Here is a 25,640-nt window from a genome sequence, read left to right on the forward strand (position 1 = left end):
AAAATAACTCAGGCGGCACGATGTGTGCCTGGGGTGTTTTCAGCTTTTTTTTGAAAAGGTAGGGAAGTATAAAATGTGCCACAGCCACAGTCCTTAATGCCCGTGGTAAGAGAAAAAGTGGTCTGGCGGTAAATAGGGTAGGTTCTAATGCCTGTGATAAAAGAAAAAGTGGTCTAGCGGTAAATAGGGTAAGGTTCTAATGCCCGTGAACAGACAAAAAGTGCCTGACCGGTAAAAAGGGTAAGGTTCTAATGCCCGTGAACAAACAAAAAGCGCCTGACCGGTAAATAGGGGAAGGTTCTATTGCCCGTGGTAAGAGAAAAAGTGGTCGACCAGTAAATAAGACAAGGTTCTAATGCTAGATGCAAGCTTGTTACCTGACTACTAAAGAATATGAACTTTTGTACTCTTAAGTGCGACTATCTATTTCTGCACTCCGATAAATCAATCAGTCTCCTTAATCGGGGATGACCAAGGCCGCTTGCGCTTTTCCTCCCCTGGCAAATAATAATAGTTTCCAACCATTTTACGAAGAATAACGTTATCATCTTGTATAATGGACATATCGATTATTTATTAGAGGAGAACGCATATGGAATATCTCGGTGAGAACCTTCTTCATGGGATCGCCTGCACAATGGGGAAATTTACAAGCTCTGAGGCGGATTTAGCTAAATATATTATCGAAAATCCTGATGAGGCCAGCCAACTATCGATCAGTCAAATCGCGAAAAAAATTCATATTTCACCGGCTACGATTACCCGTTTTTGTCAGAAGATTTCTTTTTCAGGCTTTAATGAATTTAAGCACGAGCTAAAGCGATATATCGATTTACGGAACAAGCCGACAACGACCAGTGATATTAAGGAGATTGATTACTTTTCGAATCTCTATCAAAACCATTTAGAAATTATCGAAACGACTTTTCAAAAAATGACCTATACAGATATTCAGCAGGCTGTATCTCTTTTAAACGAGGCACAGAAGGTTCATGTATACGGGATTGGCAACTCTGGCATTGCGGCGCAAGAGTTTAAATGGAAGTTTTTTCGAATCGGGGTCCAAGTCGACTCGATTACGGACCCACATCAAGCGGTGATGGATGCGGCTTTATGCACTGATAAGAGTCTAGTCCTTGGGATTTCTGTTTCAGGGAAAACCAAGGAAGTGATCGATGCGGTTAAAATCGCCAAGAAACAAGGGGCAAAGATTCTGGCGATTACCAGTGATAAGAAATCGGAACTCTCCCAGTTAGCTGATTACACCCTTCTAGTCATGAGTAAAAGTAGCATGCATATGGGACAAAATATCTCCCCAACCCTGCCGCTGTTCTTGCTCTTTGACCTAATTTACACAGAGCTTATCGCCAAAGACTACGTCAACCGGATTCAAATCCGCGATCGAACATTGCAGGCATTGAGTGGGGACAGTCCCCCAGCGCTTTAAAGCGCCGGGGGACTGTCCCCGCTAATCCAATGGAATATCCAAGGTAACCTGATATGGTTCCATATAGTGCATACCTTTTATCAAAAGATATTCCGGCGTTTTGGTTGTTTTAAATAATAATGTACGTTCCTTCATGGGTCGCCCGTCTTCTAGTTGTGTTTTGGTTTGATTGACTGTTGTTTGTAAAGGAATGACCTTGTTCTGCGTTTTAACTGATACCCCATCAAGCATCACATCATCTTCAGTCACAATGGTGATTTCAACACCTTGTGCTGTCGTTTTCATATTCTTTACCCAAAGTTCTTTATTGTCCATCGCAATGGGCTTATTCCCTATTGCAGTTAGGGAGATTTTTTGATTCAGCTTTTTATAGCCTACAAACTCTTTAATAACTAATTGTAGGGAGTCTAGCTGCTTGGGCAATGGATCAAATCGGAGCTCGAATGTTCTGCCAGTGAATCCAGTTGTGGTACCACTGCCTTGCATTGGAATGGCCCTTCCATTTGCAAGTAATTCTATTCCATCCCATGAAGATTCAACCCTGTCGAAGTCCTCGACATTTAGAGACCCTTTAATGACGGTTGCTGTTGGTGTAGCTGTAATGGAGTTAAAGGTAATGGTGCCTTTGTCGACTTTAAACGTCTTTTTAATCGATTGTTTTATCTCCGTTTGTAATGCTTGGTTTGGATTATAAGAGAATGAAATACTTTCGGCAGTCATTTTGTTATTATCAAGTTGTTGAATATAATGCAGCGTCAATGTTTTTGAAAATGGACTGACCGGCTCGAAGGACATGGTTCCTTTCACTTCTGTTTGATCAGGATTCGAGATTGCTGTCTCTGACACTGCATAGGAATTCGTTAAAAAGCCGGTCAATTTTGAAAGATGAAACGACATGTCTTCCTCGATTCCATTTGGATTCTTTAATGTATAATACAAAATGAATTGATTGGCATCTGTCATAATTCCATTGATGATAAAATCGGTACCATCTTTTAGTTTTGTTTTTTTCTCAATGATCTGTCCCATGCCCTCATTATTGAGTTGCTTTAATGGGCCGGAAATGACTTCATCAAATCCGAAAATTTTCTTACCGTAGTATGCAAAAGCATTGTATTGATAGCTGACGATGGACATAAATAATAGGGCGACCGCTATGAACATCCACATCGGCGCTTTTCGTTTGCTCCTTTGAGGCACAGGGGTGAGCGCATTTCTTAATCTAGCTTCTAAATCTTCGGGTACGATGATGGAGTCCAGGCGTTTCTTCTCGTCCATCAACTGTTCCTCAACTCGTTTCATCCATTTCCCCTCCATAATATTCTCTTAGCTTTTTTAATCCTTGAAAGACCCTTGATTTAGCCGTTCCGATTGAAACATTTGTAACGGTAGCGATGGTTTCATAATCGAGGTCGTGAAAATATTTTAATTGAATGGCTTCCCTTTGATGAGGGTTTAACTGTTTGAGAGACTCTTGGATATCTAAAAGTTGCTCACTACTCCTATAAGCGTCATAGGACCGATCATCACGGGGCTCCTGATTTTTTGCCGCCGTCTCCCATCCATCGATGGAGACTACCTTTTTTTGCTTTCGAAGCATGGAGCGGCATGTGTTTACCAAAATGGTTTTGCTCCAGCTATAAAATGCTTCATCTTTCTTGAGTTGAATGATTTTTTCATATAAAACCACAATCATCTCCTCTAGCGCGTCTAGCGCATCGTGCTGGTTACCCAGATACGTAAGGGCAAGTTTATAATAAGCCTCTTTTTCAGCCATGATTAATTCAAGTAACGCTTCCTTATTCCCCTTCTTTGCCTTCTTCACTAAACGTACCACATTCATCTCTTCACCTCTCTCCCTTATAAGAGTAACAACAGGGGCATAAAGTTCACTTTACCGAAAAATAATTTGGTGGGGACAGTCCCCCAGCGCTTTAGCGCGCCGGGGGACTGTCCCCACCTTTACTAGTTCGGAATCCATAGCCGAGAAAAGTCAAAGTGTCCGAATGAGTGGAATTTGACGTCTTTGATCATGGGGTGGAAGGTTCTTGTTTTTATTGGGTGATGCTGAAATATCAACAGGTTGTTTTCCCGTATATGTGCTTCAATTTCAACCATAATCGCTTCCCTAATCACTGCATCCACTTGTTTGAATTCCTCCAGCTTTGCGTCAATCCACTCCAGAGAGTCCAATGGGAACATCCGCCGGAATAAAAGCGTGTCATTGTAAAAGGCCCCCAAGAACGAAAGATGGGGATCAAGGGATGAAACCTCTCCGATGAAAACCAAGTCAGCGTTCTTATCCATTTCTCGACGATAGAAATCATCGAAGGTAAATTTCTGCAGGACAAAATTGATTCCATACTGTTCCCCTTGTTTCCTATACCACTCTGCGACCACAAAAGCTTTCTGATAATCCATGTGATACAGCTGAATGGGTTCCCCCGTATAGCCCGCTTCTTCTAAAAGTGGAAAGATCTCCTTAGGGTCTTTCGACTGTGGAAATGATCGCTGGTTGATAAAACTACTCGCTTCGATCCATTGTTCCCACCCGAGGTCCTTCGCCAGTAGATTCACATCCATCAAATGGTACAGCGCTTTTCGGAAGGAAGGATGCTGGACAATCGTTTCTCGTTTCAAGTTGCACATCATAAATCGGAAGCCTGTTTCAATTTCATGTTTGCTTAGGGTTTCCTCCGATGGTGGATTCTCCAAAGTGAAATCCACGACTGCTGCAGCCTCCTCTGTCACCTTATAAAAATGAAGTTCATCCAGGAGCGGCCGTTCAAGGAAGTAGCGGTCGAATGCCTCCAACACTACTTTATTTCGTGAACGTTCCTTCAGCAGAAAGGGGCCGGTACCAATCCATTCTCCCTCGTTGAAAGGCAGGTTGGCAGGGAGGATGCAGAAATTAGGTGACGCTATGTATCTTAAAAAAAATGGATTTTTCTTTTTCAAGAGAATCGTAACTTTATAGGGACCTGAACATTCCACACTTTCTATGTCTCTCGCAAGCCATTGATAAGAAGAATCAGTGCTGTGTTTCATTCTTTCAACGGTATAGGCAACATCCTTGCTCGTCAGGGGCTCATGGTGGTGAAAGACAATTCCCTTCCTTAAGTAAAAGGTCCACTTCGTCCCGTCTTCACTCGATTCAAAATGGTGCGCAATATGAGGGAGAATCCGGTCATTTGCCGCCTCGTATTTGACGAGCGTATCCCCCAGGTATTCTATTAAATGAGATTCAAAAGAAATGGATACTTTCAATGGATCTAACGTCGTAATATCCCTTGAGATAAAAGCATGGAGAACATCCTTGGATTCGGTTCCCTGGTGATAGCCGAACATTTCCTGGATATCGGCCGACACCTTAGCAATCCACGACTTTGGGATAGGGAGTCTTAGGAGCTGTGCGGCCTGATCCAGTTGGCCATTTTCCATACAATCCTTCATAAACTCTTCGACTTCCCTCTGAAAAGGCTCGGAAAATCGTAGTCTCGAAGGGTTTCCTCTCCCCACACCAGGCAGATAGGAAATCTTGCATGACTCCTCGAACTGGTGGAGTATTCGTTTGACGTTCTGCAACGAACAAAACCAAAGTTCTTCTAGCTCATTTAATTTAAAGGTGCACTCCCCATTCACTTCGCGTTGAAGAAAGTGGGCTCTCATGGCAAAATAGCGTTCATTCACTGGCAATTCCCTCCTAAAAGGGTACATTTTTTTCTAGATTATATCCTTTTTATCCCTTTTCTCCAAGAGCATAATGGAAGCAAGGAGGAGATAGTATGTTTCGTACGTTACATCCTAATATTAAAATCAGAATCTATACATCTTTTTTAAGCCGAGTGGTTGGTTCCGCCATATTCCCGTTCATGGCGATCTATTTTACGAAGGAAATCAATGTATCCACAGCAGGCATTCTCGTTCTCATTCAAGTTTGTGTTCAATTCATTGCTGGACTTTATGGTGGGTACCTGGCAGATATCATCGGACGAAAACGGCTGATGGTGGCTGGGGAAGTCATGAAGGTAGGCGCCTTTGCCTGTATGCTTGCTGTGAATTCACCGATATTTGTGTCACCATGGATCACTTTTATCATGATGCTGTTAATCGGCGTTTCATCTGGGATCGTAAACCCTGCAGCAGAAGCGATGCTGATTGATGTGAGTACGAAGGAGACAAGGGCCTTCATGTACTCGGTCAATTACTGGGCGGTGAACTTGTCGATCATGATCGGCCTGATGATCGGGGGCTGGTTTTTTGAACATTACTTTTTCGAATTGTTAGGGGTATTAACCTTCATGAGCCTTGTGACGCTTTGGATTACGGCAGCCTTCATCATCGATACGTATCAAGTGAAGAAGGGGGCAGGCGACAAGACATATGGATTGAAGCCTATGGTGAAAAGCTACGGATTGGTCATTAAGGACTGGGCGTTCATGGCGTTTACGCTGGGTGGGATTGCTATCTTATCCATTGAATTTCAACGGAATAATTTTATCTCCGTCAGACTTGAAAAAGAAATCATTCCACAGACAATTCATCTGTTTAACAGCTTCGCCTTTGACTTAGACGGAATCAAGTTATTGAGCCTCCTGACAGTGGTCAATACCATGATGGTTGTTCTCTTTACTGCGGTTACCGCAAAATGGATTAAAGGGAAGAAAGAAGAGCCGATTATGTATGTGGGTTTTATTCTTTTCGGTCTGGGCTACTTCTTCTTGGCCTTCAGCAACAGCATTCCTATGCTTTTTATCTCAGTGGTCGTCTTAACCATCGGCGAACTGCTCTATGTCCCGACAAGGCAGTCACTCTTGGCGGATATTGTGGATGACAGCAAGAGGGGCACCTATATGGCTATGAATGGCCTCGTATTTCAAGTGGGAAAAATGATTGGGGCATTAGGTTTGATTATCGGCAACATCATCGGTGGAATAGCGATGGGAGCTGGATTCCTGGCACTAGTCGTACTCAGCATCGTCTTTTCAAGGCTAGCATTGAGACCAACAGAGGTAGAATTTAGGGACAGTCCCCCAGCGCTTTAACGCGCCGGGGGACTGTCCCCCTTTTTCAATCCCGCTGCAAAGAACGGGCCATTAATGGTAATGGTGGAAAGGATGCGCGCCATCTCTTGCGGAGATTCTTTCATGCCACTATTCAGCCATTGCTGAACCACTCCTAAATGTGCCGACGATATGTACGACACTAAATATTGACCTGGTACAAGTAAATCTTCCTCTTTGATCAGGGCGTTTGCGTGGTTACCAAACAGGGTTTTCCACATAAACTCTTTCAATTTGATGATAAAAGACAAATCCCCCTTGGGACTTAACACCGCCTTCATAAACCCACTATTCTCCTTGAAATATTCGAAAATGGAAACAGCGAAGGCAAATGGCACGATGGGCGAAGAAGTAGTCTCAAGCTCGGCAAGCACCTCTGGCAAGTTCTTTTTGACAATGCCGGCCATTTCAGCCATGATTTCTTCCTGACATTTGACCATTAAATCAAACTTATCCTGATAGTGAGTATAAAACGTGCCTCTATTGATCTTTGCCCTACTCGTAATATCCTTCACGGTGATAGCGTCAAAGCCCTTTTCCTCCATTAACTCGACTAATGCCTTTCGAATCGCCTCTTTTGTCCGAAGTACGCGCAAATCCATGCTACTTTCCCGCAAACGTATTCCCCCTTCAAGTTTTATCCAACACATTGATAAAAGGTGTCTTCTAACCGACACATCCACGTTTATTGATTATTGTATAACACGGTATCTCCACATATAATCCAATTAAATAAACAACACGATGTTTATTATTATAACTCATTTCAAAGGAGGAAAACCCTTCTATGTTAAAAAACAAACTAGCATGGCTGTCCCCAACCATTGCACTGGCCGTTATATTTCTTTTTTCATTAACATTATTTCCAACGGTCCAGCCTCAACCGAAAAATTTGCCCATTGCGATTGTGAATGAGGATCAGGGAGTGGAAATCCCGGATCAACCCGCATTGAATATGGGCCAAACAATTGTTGAGATGATACAAAAATCTTCTAAAACCACTGAAGAGCCTGTGGTTAAGTGGGTAAAAGTAAAGAGTAAAGAGGAGGTCTTGACGGGGTTAAATCATCAAGAGTATTATGCGGCATTAGTCATCCCTGAAGACTTTAGCGCCAAGCAAGCATCATTACGGACACCGGCCCCTTCTTCACCAGAAGTACAAATCTATATCAATCAAGGCATGAACATGGCGGCATCCACCATGGCGGGGCAACTGTTAAATGGAGTAGTGGACAATATGAACCAAACGGTTCGTACACAACTCCTAAAAGGATTTGAAGCAAAAGGGGCTTCTTTGACCGTGGACCAGGCTGCCCATCTAGCGACGCCAATTACGAAGAAAGTGACCAATGTAAACGAGGTTGGCAAACATAGTGCAAATGGGAACGCGCCTGTTTCTTTATTCCAACCATTATGGATGGCCAGTATGGCAGGTGCTGTCATTCTGTTTATCGCCGCCAGCAAAATGCCGATCAGGACGCGAAAAGATACCCTCGTGACTAGGGTCGGACAAATTTTGTTTGGAGCCGTTGTATCAGTTGTCATTGGCTTTGGTTTTACCTGGATCGCCAGCGGGATGGTAGGATTGCATATCAACGATTTCACGGATACTGCATTATTTTTAACCATTGCTGCCTTTAGTTTCATCTTACTGATCTCGGCCGTGCTTTCGTTAACGGGGTTACGAGGCATACCCATTTTTGTCCTATTACTGTTCTTCGGAGGGCCATTACTTGCAATGGCCCCCGAAATGATGTCGCCGTTTTACCGAGATTGGATCTACTCCTGGCTACCGATGCGATTTATGGTAGAAGGCCTTCGGGAATTACTCTTCTTTGGAAAGGGATTAAGTTGGGGCACTTCCGTTTCTGCTCTGGTGTGGATTGGCTTAGTAAGCATGGTGGTCATTTTAGGTAAAGCCCTCTTAAAGCGAACAGCAGGTGAGAATCACGGGACGGAAGCAAGTGCCTCTAATCCCTTCTAGTTTTTCTTCTTTTTAATGAATGGGAAAGATAGTAAGGATATTTCTCATAACTCTAGAATACAGATAATATAAAATCTAGAAATTCTGGGGTGTGAGATTAATAGGATTATTAAAAGATCATGAAACGGTAAAAAGTATCATTGTTATTTTACGAGCAGCAGGTTGTGTTTTTCCTGAAGAAGAAACACAGTTACTGATGTCAGAAGCAGGCAGCATCGATGAGTTAATGAGAATGGTAGGAACACGGGCAAGTGGCTTACCGCTAGAATACGTACTTGGATATACAAACTTTTTTGGGTTGCGAATAGGGGTAGAGCGGGGAGTCTTTGTTCCGCGTAGACGAACGGAATTCCTGGTTCGGCAGGCACAAGCATTGATTCGCACAGATGACGTTGTAGTTGATTTGTGTTGCGGGAGTGGAGCTGTTGGGGCAGCGATTGCAGCCGGATTGAAGCCAATTGAATTACACTCTGTTGATATTGATTCCATTGCTGTGCAATGTGCATCTCGCAACCTTTCGAATATTGGTGGAGGGGTTTATGAAGGTGACTTGTATCGTGCATTGCCTCAATCGTTACGGGGCCGTGTGAACACCATAGTGGCCAACGTTCCTTACGTTCCAACTAATGCCATTGGGCTGCTTCCCCAAGAGGCCCGCATATATGAGCCAACAGTTACGCTTGATGGAGGAGAGGACGGGTTGGACCTTCAGCGTAGAGTAGCGGAAGAAGCGCCACAATGGCTGGTTTCTGGAGGACATCTATTAGTCGAGACGAGTGAAAGGCAGTCTGCTCAAACCTTAAAAATTTTTTCTAAGGCGGGGCTAATTGCGCGAATTGCAAGAGATGAAGAATTGGATGCGACGGTTGTTATTGGTATAAAGTAGAGAGAACCTGTTTAGCCTGTTACTTGAATCGGTATCTTGAGTAGGTAGACAGCGGAATTTCTCTTTTAAAAAAATATCATAGAAATAGGATAGACATAATCCAGCCGCCATCTTCTTGGGGGCTTTTTTTTTAGCTGCTTAGGTCTATAGCCACCTAGACCTTAGTCCAATCTTTTTTCTATATTTCCAAATTAATCAACATACTTATCTATCAATCCATCCTCTTTCTAGTAAAAAGGTCCATCAAAATGTTTGAATTAGTAGATTTTTGTAAAAGGAATGAAGTTTACTAGACTACTAAAATCGCTGATAATCTACTGGAAAAGGTTAACAATTTTTCTAAGGGGGAGTTAGATGAAGCGGAAAAAAACAATGTCAGCTTTGTTAGCTGCAGGTTTGATTTTAAGTGTGAATGGGGCTTATGCAAAAGAGCCGGATGCAGGTGCGCCAAATGCTAATGCGGCGTCCGCGTTTGACAACAAGATTATCAAGAAAATCAGTGCAGACAACATGTATAACCACATTGCCTATTTATCAGGGGTTCCTCGTCAGGCTGGAACGGATGGCGAGCTTAGAGGCGTTCAGTACATAGAGAGCCAGTTTAAACAATACGGCTATGAGACGGAGGTGCAGCCTTTCCCAATCTATACTGTTGTTCGCAATAATGTCAGCGGCTTATTGGAAATTGGCGGGGAGAATTTGAAGCCCTATGTTTTCTCAGGTTCCTACAGTGGAGAGGTGACCGCTGAATTGGTGGATGTGGGCAAGGCGCTGAAAGGCACGGTGCCTGATACCGTAAAAGGGAAAATTGCGTTGATTGAACGCGGGGATATCCCCTTTGTTGAAAAAGTGCAAAATGTAGTGGATATGGGCGCGGTTGGGGTCGTTATGTACAACAATAGTGGTACATCGAACACGTTTGGACAAGTTAGTTTTGGACAAAATGTTCCTGCTGTTGCGATTACGAGGGCCCAAGGTTTGGCGCTCGCTGAACAAGTGAAAAGTGGACCTGTAACGGCGCATATTAAGGTCACAGGGTCTGGCCTTGAGAAAAAAACCTCCTACAACGTGATCGCCAAAATGAAGCCAAAGAAAAACAAAGACACCGGTCAAGTAGTCATGATTGGAGCACACCATGATTCCGTTCCGAACGGCCCGGGAGCGAATGATGATGCCTCTGGTGTTTCTGCGGTGCTAGAGCTTGCTAGAGTTATGGCTACTGCGCCGATTGACACTGAGCTTCGTTTCGTGACGTTCGGCTCGGAGGAACTGGGGCTATTGGGGTCCTATCATTATGCAGAGTCCTTAAGTGATGAGGATGCGGACCGCATCGTTGCCCACTTCCAAATGGATATGATCGGCAGTAAGGATGCCGGTGGGGACAATAAGGCGAACGGTTTAATCATGTACACCATTGATGGACAGAAAAACTTGGTGACGGATCTTGCTTCCGCGGCAGGGGCGAGGACGGCCTTGGGTGAAGTGGTTCCGTATGGTCAATTGGGACGAAGCGACCACCAACCATTCCATGAGTTAGGGATCCCTGCGGCATTATTCATTCACTCGCCGCTGGAGCCATGGTATCACTCACCGGCTGATACGATCGACAAAATTGATAAAAACAAACTGCAGGAAACGGCTGAAATTGTCGGTGCATCTGTCTATCAAATTGCCCGTCCGGAAACTCCAGCATTACAGCATTCTAGGGTAGCACCGCAACCGGTAGACTATGATTTTGAAAATCGCCCACCGGGGGCTTAAAGAAGTAGAAAAATTGTAATGGTGCCTGACCCCATTCGTGGACAAGTGTACTTCTAGGGTGGACGGTTTAGTTGGACTAGTATCATTGAAGGGTTCTTGAGTGAAAACCCCGGTTGATTCCGGGGTTTTTTTGCGCATAGCGCTAAGAGGACGAAAAAAAACGCCAAGAAACTGGCGTCAGTCTTGCTTTTCGCTATTAACGCTTATCGTTGTCTGTTAGATTATCAACTGCGTTTGCCGTTGCGTCAACAGCATTCATTGCCGCATTCTCCGTGGCTTCTAGTCCTTTATGGATCGAGTGAAACATAGCCCCAGCTCCATTTTTAATATTCTCTGAAACATTTTTGTTGTTTTTTTCTTGGTTAGACAATTCGTTCACCTCCTAGTTGTCTGTATTTTATGTAAAAAAATATAAGTCATACAGCGGCGAATTAAATCCTTTCAAGATCTGAGGAAGAGAGTAAATCATGTGATATAGTTAGTTAAAAAGAAGGAGTCACAGATAAAATGAATATAACTATAAAAAAGTGCACGTTTGACGATTTACACATGCTGCAAGAAATTAGTTATGAAACGTTTAATGAGACATTTAAACATCAGAATTCACCCGAAAATATCCATGCCTATTTGGAGAGGGCATTTAACTTACCACAATTAGAAAAAGAATTGTCTGATGTTTCCTCTGCATTCTTTTTTGTTTTTATTCATAATGAAGTCGCTGGATATTTGAAGGTCAATACTAATGATGCACAGTCTGAAGAAATGGGTGACGATTCGCTTGAAATAGAGCGGATTTATATCAGAAGCAAATTTCAAAAACACGGGCTTGGCAAATATCTGTTCAATCAAGCTATGGATATTGCAGTGAAGCAGAATAAAAGGAAAATCTGGCTAGGCGTATGGGAAAAGAATGAAAATGCGATTGCTTTTTATAAGAAAATGGGGTTTGTTCAAACGGGATCCCATTCGTTTTATATGGGTGATGAGGAACAAACGGATTTTATAATGACCAAAACACTTCAATAATTATCTTTTTAAAAGGTATAGAAAATTGTTTATAAAAAATAGTAGCGTAAATCGTGGACCTTAACCCGAATGCTGGACCATCGATATACCGGTACAAGGGGAAAACCCTGCACACTTAGGGATTCTTAAAAATTGGACGGATACTATTGTGAAGGGAACACCCTTGCTTGCACCAGGAGAAGAAGGGTTAAAAGGGGTAGAATTGGCAAATTCCATTTAGTTATCCTCTTGGCTAAAAAGAACAGTAGAGTTCCCGATTGATAGTGACCTCTATCTTCAAAAGCTACAGGAAAAAATCAATCATTCAATTGTTGGAGAATAGGTGTTTAGGGACAGTCCCCCGCCGCTTTAACGCGACGGGGGACTGTCCCTAAAATATGTCTATGAAAGTGATAGTGCTTTTGAGAGATTTGATTTGATTGAGACTTTGTTGAAGTTAAGTCCCAGTTGTACGGCTGTTTGGGCGATTTCAGGGCGCAGTCCTGAAAGGGTGGTTTCCACGCCGATTAAGTTCAGGGCATCGATTAATAGAAAGATTTGATGAGCGACCATCGTATCGATCATGATCACACCTGATAAATCGATAAACAGCTGGTTTACATTTTTACTTGCGCATTGTTCAAGGGTATTCTCTAGGATTAGTTTTGCTCTAGCTGTATCAATGTCACCTACTAATGGAAGTAGGGCAGAGTCTTTTGATAAGGTGATCACGGGTGAACTTAATTCATTGATCATTTCTTGTTGTGCAATAAGCTGAGAAGTAGAAGCATTGTGCGTTTCTTCTGCAAAGCGAAGAATGACTGTATCAAAGGTCTTGACGATTAATCGATTCCACGTTTTCACTTCTCTTGGCGTTACTTCATCTTGATGCAACTCAACAAATTCATCTAAGAAATCTAAATACTGTTCACGTGTTCTCATGAATTCCCTGATGACGAAATGGATCGGCGTTCTCTGATGTTCAGTATCACGTGCGATTTCCTCTATCCAAGATTGGAATTTCGTAAAAAACTCACATTCCTCTAGGATAAAGATTTCGCATAGATGTAAATGGAACTCATAGTTTTGTCTTTTAACATTCTCAATCACTTTCGGATCATTTGAAGAATAAACACCCGTTGGGTCACTTTTATCTAGAGAGTTATACCAATCTTCCGTTAATTGGCTTGCCTTGCTTAATAGAAAAGAGTGTAACGTCTCGCTTCTGTGCATTCTAAACACCTCGGTATTTCTAATTTCAGATCATTCACTATAAAAAGTACTACTTCTATTTAACATTTTTTCTTGTAAACTAGCAACTTTGTGAGTTTTTTTGTTGTGGGGGACAGTCCCCCGCTGCTTTAAAGCGCCGGGGGACTGTCCCCTTTGTTGGGGTCTATGCGCTTTTTCTCTTTGTTTACCCTGGTTTAGCCAAACTAACCAAACGTTTGGATAGTGTCGGATAAGGGGGAAAAACAGAAAGAAATGTCATTTCCCAAGAAATTTCACTTGTTTTGTAGAAAAATAGGGAAATAACAGTTAACCCCTTTGACAAATTTAATAAGCATATTTCGGTAAGAATGCGATTAAATAGCTATTTCTAGGCTGTTTAATCAATCGTTTGAATAGTATAGCACATAAGGATTGATGGGGGATTTTGTCTTTTTGCTTACAAAGAACTGGTCCTCCTGCTTAATAAAATTGCTGATTTTTCAACAAAATGTTGGGAAACCATTTTGGGGTTTCCCAATTCTTAATAAACCAGTCTATTAAATATAAAAAAAGATAGTTGTTTTAAATGGTCATACTCATTGTAATGGTTCTATCTTTGAATCCTAATTTTTCATATAGTTTAATAGCTTTATTTCCTGCATATACGCTTAAACGAACTTCTGAAAATTCATCTTGTCTAAGATGTTCGATACCAGTCTCCATTAATTGTTTTGAAATTCCATTCCCTCTAAATTGTTCTAACACAAAGAATTCATAAATAAATCCAAATTTCTTTTCAGTAAAGGGGTCTTTGCTTGTTCCTATAAGAATCCAACCCATTAGATGATCGCCTGCAGTTGCTATTAAATAATAGCTTCCTTTTTGCAATAATGGTTCAATAATTTGTTTGACCTTTTCATCTGACAGCTTTGCCTCGCCTAATGTACCATCGAATAAAGCTTGTGGTGAAAGTGATAAAATCGTTTTATATTCCGCGTCGTTTGGTTTTCTTATTTCCATACATTGAGTTCTCCTCTACCAATATTTTGTTCTACTTGTAATTATAGCAAGAACTTAATTGGACTAAGGAATCCACTTTAAATAAAAGAAAACCTGAAAAATCCAAACGATTTTTTCGATTTTAATTGCACCCCAGGTATGTAAGAATATGGTTAAACGATGTTTCATAGAATGTGAGGGGAAGAAAATGGAAATGAATCTTCGAGTAGGAGTTATTGGTGTTGGTGGAGTAGGGGAATTGCTGTTAAAGGAATTTTTAAACCATCCGGGAAGCAATGTAGTCGGTATTTATGATACCAATCCGTCCAGAATGAATGAGATTAGTGAGAAATATAATGTGCCTAACTTTGAGCATTATATCGATCTAATTGAAGATGCAAGAATTAACTTTGTCTATATTGCCGTACCGCCGAAGTACCACCACGCCATTGCGATAGAGGCCATGAAAAGAAACAAACATGTTATTTGTGAAAAACCGCTAGCTAATTCCATCGAGGAAGCGGAGGACCTTTTTTCAATAGCGAATGAGAGAAATATTATTCATGTGATGAATTTCCCAACCATCTACAGACAATGTTTCTTAACTTTACAAGAGTATCTCTCCAAGGGGGATATTGGCGAGTTGCAACGGGTGGAAATTCAGTGTTATTTTCCAGAGTGGCCAAGGCAATGGCAACAGAATAGCTGGATTCGTTCAAGAGAGCAAGGTGGGTTTATTCGGGAAGTCTTTCCACACTATATCCAAATGGTTCAAATGTTGTTTGGTGAGATAGACATTCAATACTCATTGGTAAAATTCCCGGAGGACACGGAACAGTGCGAGACCAGCTTCCTCGCGCATGGAGAGGTAAAAGGTCATATCCCTGTCCTATTTAATGGAATATCCGGTATTGGTCAGATGGAAGATATTAAATTTTCCATTATAGGAAGTGAGGGTGTAATGGCCCTTGAGAACTGGCGTACATTATCTATTAAAACTAGGAACAGAGCCTCTGAAACGATTGCGTTATCGGAAAGGAATCATCTACAAATTTTTATTGATGAGATCATCAAAAAACTTAATAATGAAGAGTCCTCTGTTATCACCTTTCGTGAGGGGTTAGAGGTGCAAAAGGTTCTTGAAAATCTGTTAGGAAAATAGAAAATAGGGCCCAAAAATCAAAAATCAACCAGTTTCATAGGAGAGGAAATCGATGAAAGAATGGTTCGCGTTCGATATTCAAACACTTATTTGGTTGTTTCTGGTCATGTTCATTCTGCATGATTTTGAGGAAATTATTATGGCTGAGCGCTGGGTCCAACAGCATTCTCAGCGGATAAAAGAGAAGTTTCCACCCAAGCTCGCGAATAGAATTCTGAACCAGTTTTCTATGTCTACCGCCCAATTTGCGGTAGCGGTATTGGTTGTCTTTCTTTTGGTGGCTAGTTCCACGCTCCTGGCTAGCCAGTACGTGACGACAGGGACCTTTGGAAATATTCATATTTTCCTCGTCATAATGTTAGTGTTTTTTCTACATGCATTTACACATATTGCTCAATCCACCTTTTTTCAATCGGTTACACCTGGGGTCATCACATCAGTCATAATCGTTCTACCGTACAGCACTTTGATGATTGGCTCGTTGCTACAACAGGGTTGGATAACCTGGCACACTATTTTCCTATGCTTGCCTTTTGTCCTTGTAGCTGTTCCGGTTGTCTTGCTGGCTCATTGGATTGGCAAAAAATTTATTTAAATTAATTGGGGACAGTCCCCCGCTGCGCTAAAGCGCCGGGGGACTGTCCCCAATCTGTTTGGTATATTTAAGAAAGAAGCAAGAGAAACTATATTGATTCTTCAGTGAAGGTTAATTGGTTGGAGGGAAACCCTTTGGGGATTTTAAGCAATCTACTTCTGGGATTTGTATTTATAATCATTGTCATTTTGATTATCTTATTTGTAATGACATTGGAAGATCCCGAATGGTGGACAATTCTAAAAGGTATGACTCTAAAAAAGAAGATCCTGACTGTTTTTTTATTTATGATCATTTGGATTGCGATACAATTCATATTCGGTAAAATATGGTGAATGAGAGGGACAGACCCCCGATGCTTTAAAGCATCGGGGGTCTGTCCCTCATTTTTGATGACCATTTGTCCAACTATTGCACATCTAGTTGAAACTAATCGAGTAACTTTCTATTGATGAATACATACACGATGGTTAATAAAACGAACATCGCAATAATAAGAATCTTTATTTCATGTGGATAATCAATGATACTATTTATTATTGCTAATAATCCTAAGGGAAGAAAGAAGACTCCACCTGTTACTGTACCTAATAAAGACTTATTTTTAATCATCTTTTCATTAAATCCAGCTAACAACCAGGTTTGTTTTTTTACAGCTACCAGGTATGACACTAGTAAAAGGGCAATGCCGATAAGCAATAGTCCATAATCCATAATCACTGTCCACCTCCCAAAAGGCAACTTTATTTCTTAATACTTTATACGAATTAAAAGGGAAAAAGTTTCCTTTTTTAGGGACAGTCCCCCGGCGCTTTAAAGCGCTGGGGGACTGTCCCCACAAGAATGATTGGCTGTTCCTGCCGATGAAACTTAAATCTCTTTCCCGTTTTCTATATAGATTGTGTTTTGTAATCCAGTTTGGTTTACCAGATATTCAAATACATTTTTTGCTGCACTTCTGATTATTCCGCTCAGACGTAAGTTGTCAAACACGCGTGCATAGCAGCGGATGATCAACGTATCATTTTCTCTTAACAAATGATAATAGACGGTTTCTTTGTGTAATTTAGAAAAACAGTGGATAAATAGATATTCATCTGTCGGTACTATTCCTTTTAACGAAAGTTCCTTTTGAACAATTTGTTTGATTGCCTCCATTTGTTTCTCTGATAAATCTATTCTCATATCAGTTTCACCATCTTATTTTAATCTGTTTTCCATCCATGTTCATTATACGAAAATGCAAGTTCGCCTGTCACATAGCGCAATCCCAAAATTGCAAGTAACAGATAGGGGGTTCATTTAATCAAAAAAGGTGTTTCGTTTGAGTTCGTAGAATTTCACTATAGATAAATAAGGGGGGGATGAGGAAATTGGATGAACAGGATTGGATCATCTTAAAGGTACTCTTCGAAAAAAAGAATATCACGAAAACAGCGGAGAGTCTGTATATCTCCCAACCATCCTTAACGAAAAAAATTCAGCAAATTGAGACGGAGTACCAAGTTGAAATTGTTAAGCGGGGAACGAAAGGGGTCCATTTTACGCCCGTGGGAGAATATTTAGCTCAATGTGCGGTTGAAATGCTGAGTCGCCTTCAACAGATTAAAGATACCGTTTCTAATATGAGTGAAGAGGTTAGCGGGACCTTACGATTAGGCGTTTCTAATTACATAACCAGGCACAAGCTGCCACCCCTTTTAAAGCTTTTTCTTGAACAGTTCCCGAAAGTGAATTATAAAGTGACCACGGGATGGAGTAGGGATGCGTTTCAACTTGTCTATAATGGCGATGTTCATATTGGAATGGTCCGCGGAGACTATCAATGGGCCGATTCGAAAATCCTTCTTTTTGAAGAAAACCTCTGTGTCGCATCGTTAGAAAAAATGGAGCTACGTGATTTGCCTTCACTACCAAGAATTGACTATGAAACAGATGCCTTATTAAAAACCATGATTGATCATTGGTGGAGTGGAGAATTTGCAAAGCCGCCTTTTATAGGGATGGAAGTGGATAAAGCCGATACATGCACAGAAATGGTCTTGAACGGTTTGGGATACGGAATTCTTCCTAGTGTTCTCTTACAAGAGCATCCACATCTTCATCGCATCATACTAAAAGATAAGAATGGGGATCCTATTGTAAGGAGAACATGGATGTTTTATCATGAAAAATCGCTTGAAACCAAATTGATTAGAGAGTTTGTAGAGTTTGTGAAAAAACTGGATTTTACCTCTACTATTTAAGTAGCCTGGGCACATGCTCAGGCATTTTTATTTGGTGCAAAATGGTCATTCCTTTTTTGAATGGTGGTCGATAATTTATTCGTATTTCAACTGTTTGGATATTGTTTATAAAATGAAGGTGTTAGGGGGGAGTTGTGAATGAGCGTACTATTTCAAATTACGTTGAACGTTATTTTACCTATATTTGCTCTTATCGGAGTGGGAGCCTTTCTTCATAGAAAATTTCATTTTGACATGAAAACCTTATCTAAATTAAATACCTTTTTATTCATGCCTGCAGTGTGTTTTACCAATGTCTATCAGAGTAAGATCAAAGGAGATACGCTCCTGCAAATTCTTAGTTTCCTTGTCATACAAAGCCTTTGTTTAATGATTGTAAGTGCCGGATTATCGAAAATCGCCAAATTTGAAAGCAGCCTTTCCGCTACCTTTAAAAACAGTGTAGTCCTATTTAATTCAGGAAATTTTGGATTACCTGTCAGTCAATTTGTTTTTCAGAACAATCCTCTTGGTCTATCCATCCAAATTGTCGTCCTGATTTTTCAAAACCTCATTACGTATACCTATGGATTATTTAATTCTGTTTCTGTTGATAAAGCAAAATTACAAGCGCTAAGAGAGTTTTTTAGAAATCCTGTTATCTATGCTTTTTTGTTAGGGGTGCTTTTCCATGTCATTTCTGTCAGAGTTCCAGACTACATCTGGACCCCTGTTAAAAATACTTCCAATGCATTTTTGGCGGTCGCACTCGTTACATTAGGTGCCCAATGTGCATTCTTAAAATTAAGTAGGTTTTCGCGGCCTCTCGTTCTAAGCCTGATTGGACGGCTTATTCTTTCACCCTTTATTGCGCTCCTCATCATATTCGCATTAAAGCTCGACGGGACGATTGCCCAATCATTGTTCATTGCGAGCTCCTTTCCCACCTCAAGAAACAGTTCCCTGTTTGCATTGGAATATGGAAACCATCCAGAATATGCCGCACAAGCCGTGTTGGTATCAACTGTATTCAGCATTATGACCGTAACAACAGTAATTTTCTCAGCTCAGTTGATGTTTGCTTAATCTAATTTGGGGACAGTCCCCCGCCGCTTTAAAGCGCCGGGGGACTGTCCCCATTTTTCATCCCGTTTTAAAAGGGGTAGGCGTCTGTTTAGTACAAGTTCTGTCACCAATACGTATATATACATAGGGAAAATTTCTGTAAAGATTTTAATTTCCGAGAGTCTTTTTTTTTAATATGAAGGGAGGTTAACGGAATATGTCTAAGAAAAAGGTCACAGTAGTCATGCCTGTATATAATAGAGAAAAATACGTTGGAAATGCGATTACCAGCGTTTTAAACCAAACCTTAAAAAAGTGGAAAATGCTGATCATTAATGACGGTTCAACGGACGGAACAGCCGATATTATCGAGAAATTCACATCCGACAAAAGAATTGAACATGTAAAACTTCCAAACAATCAAGGAACGGGAAATGCCCTACAAACGGCATTAGGTATGGTTGATACTCCTTATTTTATTATTGTGGACTCCGATGATTGGATCCAACCACAAACATTAGAGATTCTTTTAAATGAAATGGAGAGACAACCAAAGGAGACTTCTCTGGTTTACTCTAACACCATTTGGTGGCATGAGAGAAATGGGGTATTAAAACGTGGTCATATGGAAAGACACCGTTCTTTTCAGGATAAATATGATTTTTTAATGTATAGGCCCATGGTGTATCCGCGCTTTTTTCGTACAGAGGCTGTTCGTCAAGTAGGTGGATTCCAATCAAATGATCCTTATAACGGACGTTATGCTGAGGATAGGTATCTCCTGCTCCGATTGATTACCATTAGTCAATTTCATTGGGTGGATGCCAATCTTTATAACCTAAGAATCCATGACAATAATATTACACAAGGTAAAAATCGGATATACTTTGCAGATGTCTTACGATATATGTATACGAAACTGTTAAAAGAATGGGGAGACGAATATCAACCAGAATTTGAAGTCGATGAAAATGGTTGGTTGTATATAAAAAAGTTAAGGCCTATGGAATCCCCCATAACAGATTTGATTCCTGTACAGGCTAGAATGGAAGACATGCCTAACGGGAAAGTAACAGTAGTCATGCCTGTATATAATCGAGAAAAATACGTTGAAAAAGCGATTACCAGTGTTTTAAACCAAACATTAATAGAATGGAAAATGATCATAATAAATGACGGCTCATCGGACTCATCAGCTGATATTATCGAGAAATTCACATCCGACAAAAGAATTCAATATGTAAGCCTCTCAAAAAATCAAGGAACGGGAAAATCGTTACAAATGGCATTAAGTATGATTGATACCCCTTATTTTGTCATTGTAGACTCCGATGATTGGATTGAACCACAAGCATTAGAAGTGCTTTTAGATGAAATGGAGAAACAGCCAAAAGAGACTTCATTGATTTATTCAAACACAGTTATTTGGAGAGTTATAGATGAAGAATTAAAAAGGTTATCTGTCCAAAAACACCGTTCTTTTCAGGATAAATACGATTACCTTATGTACGGGCCCATGGTGTATCCGCGTTTTTTCCGTACGGAAGCGGTCCGTCAGGTAGGTGGATTTGAAAACGATGACCCCTATCAAGGGCGATATGAACAAGATCGATATCTTCTTCTGAAATTGATAGGGATTAGTCATTTCCATTGGGTCGATAAAGATCTATATAATTGTCTTTCACATGGTGATAACTCGACGCAACCCAAAAATCGTAAATACTATGCGGAAGTGAAACGTTATATCTTTACCAAAATACTGAATGAATGGGGGGATTATGATCCAGTTTTTGAGATAGCGAGTGATGGTTGGTTATTTATAAAAGAATTAAAAAATAAGGATTAATCAGACGTAATGAAAGACCATCAATTGTTTTTATGACAATAGATGGTCTTTTTTAGGATGTATTTCCCCCAATTTTGTTCTCCATTTTTACATAATTTATACTCCTGCTTAACAGAGTCTCAATGTACATAAAGTAATATTTTAGTAGAGAAGTTGAATCCCTACTGTGCAAAAACAATAGATTCAAAATATGAATTGTTTTATAATGTAAATATTCAAAAAATGAAATTAATATCAAAGGGGGAGTTTGAGACATGAAAGACGATTTACATAACGAAGCAGCAGATATGTTTATATATAAGGAGATGAACCGGCGCTCTTTTTTGCATAAAACAACAATGGTTGTTGGTGCAGCGGTTGGAGCCTCTCTCGTGAATGCCTTAACGGGGTTACCCGTTAGTGCGGCATCGGGTTCTTCTGTAACGAAGTCAAGTGGAAGCAAGCCCGATCTTATTTTTCCGGTAATTAGTGATATACATATTAAGTCCAGTGATAATCAAACATTGGACAAGTTCGTTACTACTCTAGAGCAATTAAATGGGGTTGTTCCTAAACAGGATGCATTTGTAGTGGTCGGAGATTTAACGGATAACGGAAATTTAGAAGAATATGATAAATTTTTTGCAGCGTATAATCAGAGGAAACAAGCCCAAGCTGTTTCGATGTTTTCGATTGGTAATCATGACTATTGGAATAGTTTATCTGCTGCGGCAGCCCAGAACCGGTTCCTTGAGAAGTCGGGAATGGAAGCAATCTATTTTCATAGAGTCATTAAAGGATATCATTTTATCATCCTTGGACCTGAAGACGGCGTAACAGAAGGGACCTATTCGGAGAAGCAAATTGCCTGGTTGGCTGAGCAGCTTAAAGAGGCTGTGGCTGATGATCCTCATAAACCGATTTTTGTTTTTCATCACCAGCCTATTAAAGGGACCATTTATGGCAGTGAGTGGGGCTTTTCGAAAAATAGAGATCTATTTTACAATACTTTAAAGCCATATCCGCAGGTGATTTCTTTTTCTGGCCATACCCATTATCCATTAGACGACCCAAGAATCATCCATCAACAGGATTTCACCTCCATCGGAACCTCTACCGGTGCCTATTTATGGCTCGAAGCGGGAAGAATTCAAGGGGAGGTTCCAGAGGGGGCAGCTGTCTTAAATCAAGCGCTAATTGTAGAAGTGCACCAAAACAAAGTCTTATTGAAGCGCCGGGATATCCATAACAATGATTGGACCGGAGAGCCGTTTGAAATTAGCTACCCGGCAAAGCCAAATAAATTTACATACACGGCAGATCGTGATAAAAAGGCTCCTTATTTTACAAAGGATGCGATGATGTCCATTGTTCATGAGGAAACGGCAGGGGCGAGTCTTACCATCATGCTGACGCAGGCAAAAGATGACTTGCTTGTCCATGATTATAAAATAACGGCTGTGAAGGCAGCGACTGGTGAGAAGGATAAGGAAGTACTGGCGTTTTCTGAGTTTTATAAAGACCCGGTTCCCAATCCGCTTACACTTCCTATCCATGGGTTACAGTCCAATACATTGTACGAAATCAGTGTGATAGCAATTGATGCATTTGGAAACGAAAGCCCAACTGGGTTAAAGGTACTGGGGAAAACGTCGGAAGGACCCACAGTGACTCTCTCGAAAAACACTGTAAATGGCACCGAGGAAAAAATAGATGTTATGGTTGACCATGTGCGAGTGCCTAATGGGGACTGGATTGGGCTTTATGAAGTAAACGAAAACCCAGGCAATGTAGGCTCTATCTGGTGGATCTACGCAAAAGTGACGGATGGTAGATTTTCATTCACTTATGATCCAAAAGCGAATCTATTCCCGGCGAGATACAAACAAGGCAGAACCTATAAATTCGTCTACTTCTATGGCAGTGGTTACGACGCAGTCGCTACAGCTTCATTTACAGTCTTATAGAAGAAACGAAAAAAACGGAAAAAACGAAAAAAACGAAAAAAACGGGGACAGTCCCCCGGCGCTTTAAAGCGCTGGGGGACTGTCCCCGTTTTCCAAACTCTATATCACTGATTCGTATGATTTAAGAAGGTAACGTTCGATAAATTCTGCTAATCCATCATTTTCGTGGTGTCCAGTAACAAAATCAGCTACTGCTTTCACCTCTTCGCTTGCGTTCCCCATGGCAACACCCGTACCGGCATGACGGAGCATCTCGATATCATTTGGTCCGTCACCGATAGCAACGACTTCGTTTGGACTGATTCGATCGGTACGAAGTATGCTTTTTATAGCAGACCACTTGGAAACATTAGGAGCAATCAACTCAAATCCGTCATTCCAATTAATGACTTCTGCTTCATTTTTAAACAAAGCGGATAATTCAGGACTTGGAGCACCCGTTCGAACACTATATTTAAGGACATCTGGAAAATTTGCCTGCCTTAAATCTCCAATATACTGTGGCGGAATCTGCCCGACATTTGTCCAATAATTGATTTCTTCATTTGTTTCCTTACAATATAGCCCATTTGCTGTATGAATAATTACATTACAAGAATTTTCAGCGGTCACTTGGTGGAACCGTTCTTCGTCCAGTCGAACCGTTTTCATTTGCAGGACCCTTCCAGTCTCAGCTTCATGAATGGCAGCGCCATTTAGACAGATCATGGGGGTCTGTAATCCAATTTCTTTATGATAGGGAGCGGTTACTTCAAAATGTCGACCAGTAGCTAGAAATACCTTAACTCCCTGATGAATGAGTCTATAAAGGGCTTCCATATTTCGAGTGGAAATAGTGTTTGAGGCTGTTAGTAGTGTACCATCCATATCAATAAATATCGCACGCACATTCATTTATACTGCCTCCTCATTCGTTGATAAGCCCATGATATCATCTGAATATTAAATCCTAGTAAATTCAGTGTATAGATTAAATGAAGTTTATATTGGGCAAAAGAAGGCTGTTTTCCTATGCATGTTTTATAGGTTATCGTTAATTTGTGAATAAGTTCCCTCTTTTCTTATCAACTTAAGGAATAGATAAAGTAAAAGAAGGTGTAGTATGGCGCGAAATGGTTATCGGGTTTTCACTCTCATTATTTTAAGCATGGCATTAGTACTGTCATCCTGTAGTCAGCCTCAAAAGCCCCAAAGAAAAAAGGAATCTCATAAGGAAAAGACTCCTCGTGAAGTGTTAGGTTTTTATACAGAACAGGAAGGAGCGTTTCCTGGGTCACAACCTACAGTTGATTCGCAATTCGCCAGTTTGAGCACCATTGCCCCTTTTTGGTACAAGCTTGATGATAAGGAACCAGGCAGTCTTATCGGTTCCGTTACAGCCGAACATAAGAAACAGGTCATTCAGAGTGCTCATGAAAAACAAATGAAGGTATATATGGTGGTACATAATCTTTTTTACGAAACGGTGGAGAAGGGCAAGCAGGTAGCGAGCACGGTGCTTGATAACAATACAAACCGCCAGGCTTTCATTCAAAACCTACGCAATGAGATCAAGCAATTTAACTACGACGGAATTAATATTGATATGGAAAATTTGCATTTGGCTGACCGGGATTCCTTTAGTCTTATGATAAAGGAATTGTCTGATGCACTGCATCGTGATGGAAAAGTAGTCACGGTATCAGTTCCTGCGAACAGCGGTGATTCCCGGGCGAATCCCTGGTCCCCGTGGTTTGACTACGAAAAGCTGGGTCAAAATTCTGATGGGCTCATGATTATGACATACGATGAACACAATCCAAGAACAAAGCCAGGGGCATCCGCATCCGTGGATTGGACAGAAGCAACGATTCGCTATGCCTTGAAACAGGGAGTGAAGCCATCAAAAATTTTACTCGGCATCGCTGGCTACGGATGGGACTGGGATACAACAACGGGCCAAGCCCTCTACAGCTCGTATGCCATGGTAATGGATCAGAAAAAGAAATATAAAGCAAAAGTGATCTGGGACTCCCGTTCGCAAACCCCTCATTTCAGTTATGTGGATGAAAAAAACCATAGCCACGAGGCTTGGTTTGAGAATAGCTATAGTCTGCGATTTAAGCTAGATCTAGTAGAAAAATATAACTTACAGGGGCTCGGGATTTGGCGGCTCGGCTTAGAAGACCCAAACTACTGGACAACTATACCTGAGAAAATAAAAGTGAAAAAGTGATGGGGATGCCCTCAAGATCCTGAACTTGAGGATGAATAATGGCGTTGACGAGGTTGATTAAAACGCTAGTTGCCCGATGATCTTTTGATGGATAGAGGACAGGAAATTTTTCTGGTGTCATCCTTTAAATTCGGTATACCCTTATTACAAAAGGACAGATTTATTTAACCAACCTGTCCTCCCTTTGAATTTCAATTTATTTTGGTTTGGGGCGTCTAATGATTTAATC

23 protein-coding genes are annotated in these 25,640 nt (G+C 41.0%); 13 read left to right on the forward strand and 10 right to left on the reverse strand.

Going from position 1 to position 25,640, the window contains the following annotated elements; all coding sequences use genetic code 11:
• Positions 1 to 592 precede the first annotated feature (592 nt).
• The gene (locus tag QE429_RS04135; RefSeq protein ID WP_307284408.1) at positions 593 to 1,447 is read left to right on the forward strand and encodes a MurR/RpiR family transcriptional regulator; all 855 of its coding nucleotides are present in this window, start codon (positions 593 to 595) and stop codon (positions 1,445 to 1,447) included.
• A 21-nt stretch (positions 1,448 to 1,468) separates the two neighbouring features.
• On the opposite strand, the gene QE429_RS04140 is transcribed toward QE429_RS04135, so the two are convergent.
• From QE429_RS04140 to QE429_RS04150, 3 genes are all read right to left on the reverse strand, one after another.
• Positions 1,469 to 2,749, reverse strand: coding sequence for a DUF4179 domain-containing protein (locus QE429_RS04140; RefSeq protein ID WP_307284411.1), 1,281 nt, complete (start codon positions 2,747 to 2,749; stop codon positions 1,469 to 1,471).
• Positions 2,736 to 3,290 (reverse strand): RNA polymerase sigma factor, encoded by a 555-nt coding sequence (locus QE429_RS04145; protein ID WP_307284413.1) that lies wholly within the window; start codon positions 3,288 to 3,290, stop codon positions 2,736 to 2,738. The genes QE429_RS04140 and QE429_RS04145 overlap by 14 nt, the downstream gene beginning before the upstream one ends.
• Before the next feature lie 122 nt (positions 3,291 to 3,412).
• On the reverse strand, positions 3,413 to 5,137 hold the full coding sequence (locus tag QE429_RS04150; RefSeq protein ID WP_307284416.1) for an ABC transporter substrate-binding protein: 1,725 nt from the start codon (positions 5,135 to 5,137) through the stop codon (positions 3,413 to 3,415).
• Between the two features lie 95 nt (positions 5,138 to 5,232).
• Between QE429_RS04150 and QE429_RS04155 the strand changes: the two genes are divergently transcribed.
• Entirely contained in the window at positions 5,233 to 6,492 is a 1,260-nt protein-coding gene (locus QE429_RS04155; protein WP_307284419.1) for an MDR family MFS transporter, read from the forward strand.
• On the opposite strand, the gene QE429_RS04160 is transcribed toward QE429_RS04155, so the two are convergent.
• Positions 6,489 to 7,127 (reverse strand): TetR/AcrR family transcriptional regulator, encoded by a 639-nt coding sequence (locus tag QE429_RS04160; protein WP_307284421.1) that lies wholly within the window; start codon positions 7,125 to 7,127, stop codon positions 6,489 to 6,491. The two genes, QE429_RS04155 and QE429_RS04160, sit on opposite strands and share 4 nt — an antisense overlap.
• A gap of 170 nt (positions 7,128 to 7,297) precedes the next feature.
• Between QE429_RS04160 and QE429_RS04165 the strand changes: the two genes are divergently transcribed.
• The 3 genes from QE429_RS04165 to QE429_RS04175 all read left to right on the forward strand — a co-directional run bounded on the left by QE429_RS04165 (position 7,298) and on the right by QE429_RS04175 (position 11,141).
• Positions 7,298 to 8,494: a YhgE/Pip domain-containing protein gene (locus QE429_RS04165; RefSeq protein WP_307284424.1), complete on the forward strand. Its 1,197-nt coding sequence runs from the start codon at positions 7,298 to 7,300 to the stop codon at positions 8,492 to 8,494.
• 100 nt (positions 8,495 to 8,594) lie between these two features.
• Positions 8,595 to 9,380: a putative protein N(5)-glutamine methyltransferase gene (locus QE429_RS04170; RefSeq protein WP_307290723.1), complete on the forward strand. Its 786-nt coding sequence runs from the start codon at positions 8,595 to 8,597 to the stop codon at positions 9,378 to 9,380.
• 510 nt (positions 9,381 to 9,890) lie between these two features.
• On the forward strand, positions 9,891 to 11,141 hold the full coding sequence (locus QE429_RS04175) for a M28 family peptidase (RefSeq protein ID WP_307284426.1): 1,251 nt from the start codon (positions 9,891 to 9,893) through the stop codon (positions 11,139 to 11,141).
• Positions 11,142 to 11,337: 196 nt separating this feature from the next.
• On the opposite strand, the gene QE429_RS04180 is transcribed toward QE429_RS04175, so the two are convergent.
• Positions 11,338 to 11,520 (reverse strand): hypothetical protein, encoded by a 183-nt coding sequence (locus tag QE429_RS04180; RefSeq protein WP_307284429.1) that lies wholly within the window; start codon positions 11,518 to 11,520, stop codon positions 11,338 to 11,340.
• 128 nt (positions 11,521 to 11,648) lie between these two features.
• Between QE429_RS04180 and paiA the strand changes: the two genes are divergently transcribed.
• Positions 11,649 to 12,167: a spermidine/spermine N(1)-acetyltransferase gene (gene paiA, locus QE429_RS04185; RefSeq protein WP_307284431.1), complete on the forward strand. Its 519-nt coding sequence runs from the start codon at positions 11,649 to 11,651 to the stop codon at positions 12,165 to 12,167.
• A gap of 381 nt (positions 12,168 to 12,548) precedes the next feature.
• Here the strand turns inward: paiA and QE429_RS04190 are convergent, their stop codons facing one another.
• Positions 12,549 to 13,379: an STAS domain-containing protein gene (locus QE429_RS04190; RefSeq protein WP_307284434.1), complete on the reverse strand. Its 831-nt coding sequence runs from the start codon at positions 13,377 to 13,379 to the stop codon at positions 12,549 to 12,551.
• A gap of 561 nt (positions 13,380 to 13,940) precedes the next feature.
• Positions 13,941 to 14,378, reverse strand: coding sequence for a GNAT family N-acetyltransferase (locus tag QE429_RS04195; protein ID WP_307284437.1), 438 nt, complete (start codon positions 14,376 to 14,378; stop codon positions 13,941 to 13,943).
• A gap of 187 nt (positions 14,379 to 14,565) precedes the next feature.
• Here QE429_RS04195 and QE429_RS04200 point away from each other — a divergent pair, with 187 nt between their 5' ends.
• The gene (locus QE429_RS04200; protein WP_307284440.1) at positions 14,566 to 15,519 is read left to right on the forward strand and encodes a Gfo/Idh/MocA family protein; all 954 of its coding nucleotides are present in this window, start codon (positions 14,566 to 14,568) and stop codon (positions 15,517 to 15,519) included.
• 52 nt (positions 15,520 to 15,571) lie between these two features.
• Positions 15,572 to 16,114 (forward strand): HXXEE domain-containing protein, encoded by a 543-nt coding sequence (locus tag QE429_RS04205; RefSeq protein ID WP_307284441.1) that lies wholly within the window; start codon positions 15,572 to 15,574, stop codon positions 16,112 to 16,114.
• Positions 16,115 to 16,543: 429 nt separating this feature from the next.
• On the opposite strand, the gene QE429_RS04210 is transcribed toward QE429_RS04205, so the two are convergent.
• Both QE429_RS04210 and QE429_RS04215 read right to left on the reverse strand, forming a co-directional pair.
• On the reverse strand, positions 16,544 to 16,828 hold the full coding sequence (locus tag QE429_RS04210; protein ID WP_307290724.1) for a DUF3784 domain-containing protein: 285 nt from the start codon (positions 16,826 to 16,828) through the stop codon (positions 16,544 to 16,546).
• 156 nt (positions 16,829 to 16,984) lie between these two features.
• A complete protein-coding gene (locus QE429_RS04215; protein WP_307284443.1) occupies positions 16,985 to 17,299 on the reverse strand; it encodes a hypothetical protein in 315 nt (104 codons plus the stop codon).
• Positions 17,300 to 17,487: 188 nt separating this feature from the next.
• Between QE429_RS04215 and QE429_RS04220 the strand changes: the two genes are divergently transcribed.
• The 4 genes from QE429_RS04220 (at position 17,488) to QE429_RS04235 (ending at position 23,196) form a co-directional block, all read left to right on the forward strand.
• Positions 17,488 to 18,360 carry a LysR family transcriptional regulator gene (locus QE429_RS04220; RefSeq protein WP_307290725.1) on the forward strand — a complete coding sequence of 291 codons (873 nt, stop codon included), beginning with the start codon at positions 17,488 to 17,490 and terminating at the stop codon, positions 18,358 to 18,360.
• 138 nt (positions 18,361 to 18,498) lie between these two features.
• Complete coding sequence (locus QE429_RS04225; RefSeq protein ID WP_307284446.1) at positions 18,499 to 19,425, forward strand: AEC family transporter; 927 nt, start codon at positions 18,499 to 18,501, stop codon at positions 19,423 to 19,425.
• Positions 19,426 to 19,621: 196 nt separating this feature from the next.
• Positions 19,622 to 21,250 (forward strand): glycosyltransferase family 2 protein, encoded by a 1,629-nt coding sequence (locus QE429_RS04230; RefSeq protein ID WP_307284448.1) that lies wholly within the window; start codon positions 19,622 to 19,624, stop codon positions 21,248 to 21,250.
• A 254-nt stretch (positions 21,251 to 21,504) separates the two neighbouring features.
• A complete protein-coding gene (locus QE429_RS04235) occupies positions 21,505 to 23,196 on the forward strand; it encodes a metallophosphoesterase (protein WP_307284449.1) in 1,692 nt (563 codons plus the stop codon).
• Between the two features lie 99 nt (positions 23,197 to 23,295).
• On the opposite strand, the gene QE429_RS04240 is transcribed toward QE429_RS04235, so the two are convergent.
• Entirely contained in the window at positions 23,296 to 24,090 is a 795-nt protein-coding gene (locus QE429_RS04240; protein WP_307284451.1) for an HAD family hydrolase, read from the reverse strand.
• Between the two features lie 208 nt (positions 24,091 to 24,298).
• Between QE429_RS04240 and QE429_RS04245 the strand changes: the two genes are divergently transcribed.
• A complete protein-coding gene (locus tag QE429_RS04245) occupies positions 24,299 to 25,411 on the forward strand; it encodes a glycosyl hydrolase family 18 protein (RefSeq protein WP_307284453.1) in 1,113 nt (370 codons plus the stop codon).
• The last annotated feature ends 229 nt before the right edge of the window (positions 25,412 to 25,640 follow it).

This window comes from Bacillus sp. SORGH_AS_0510 (assembly GCF_030818775.1).
Lineage (GTDB): Bacteria > Bacillota > Bacilli > Bacillales > Cytobacillaceae > Neobacillus.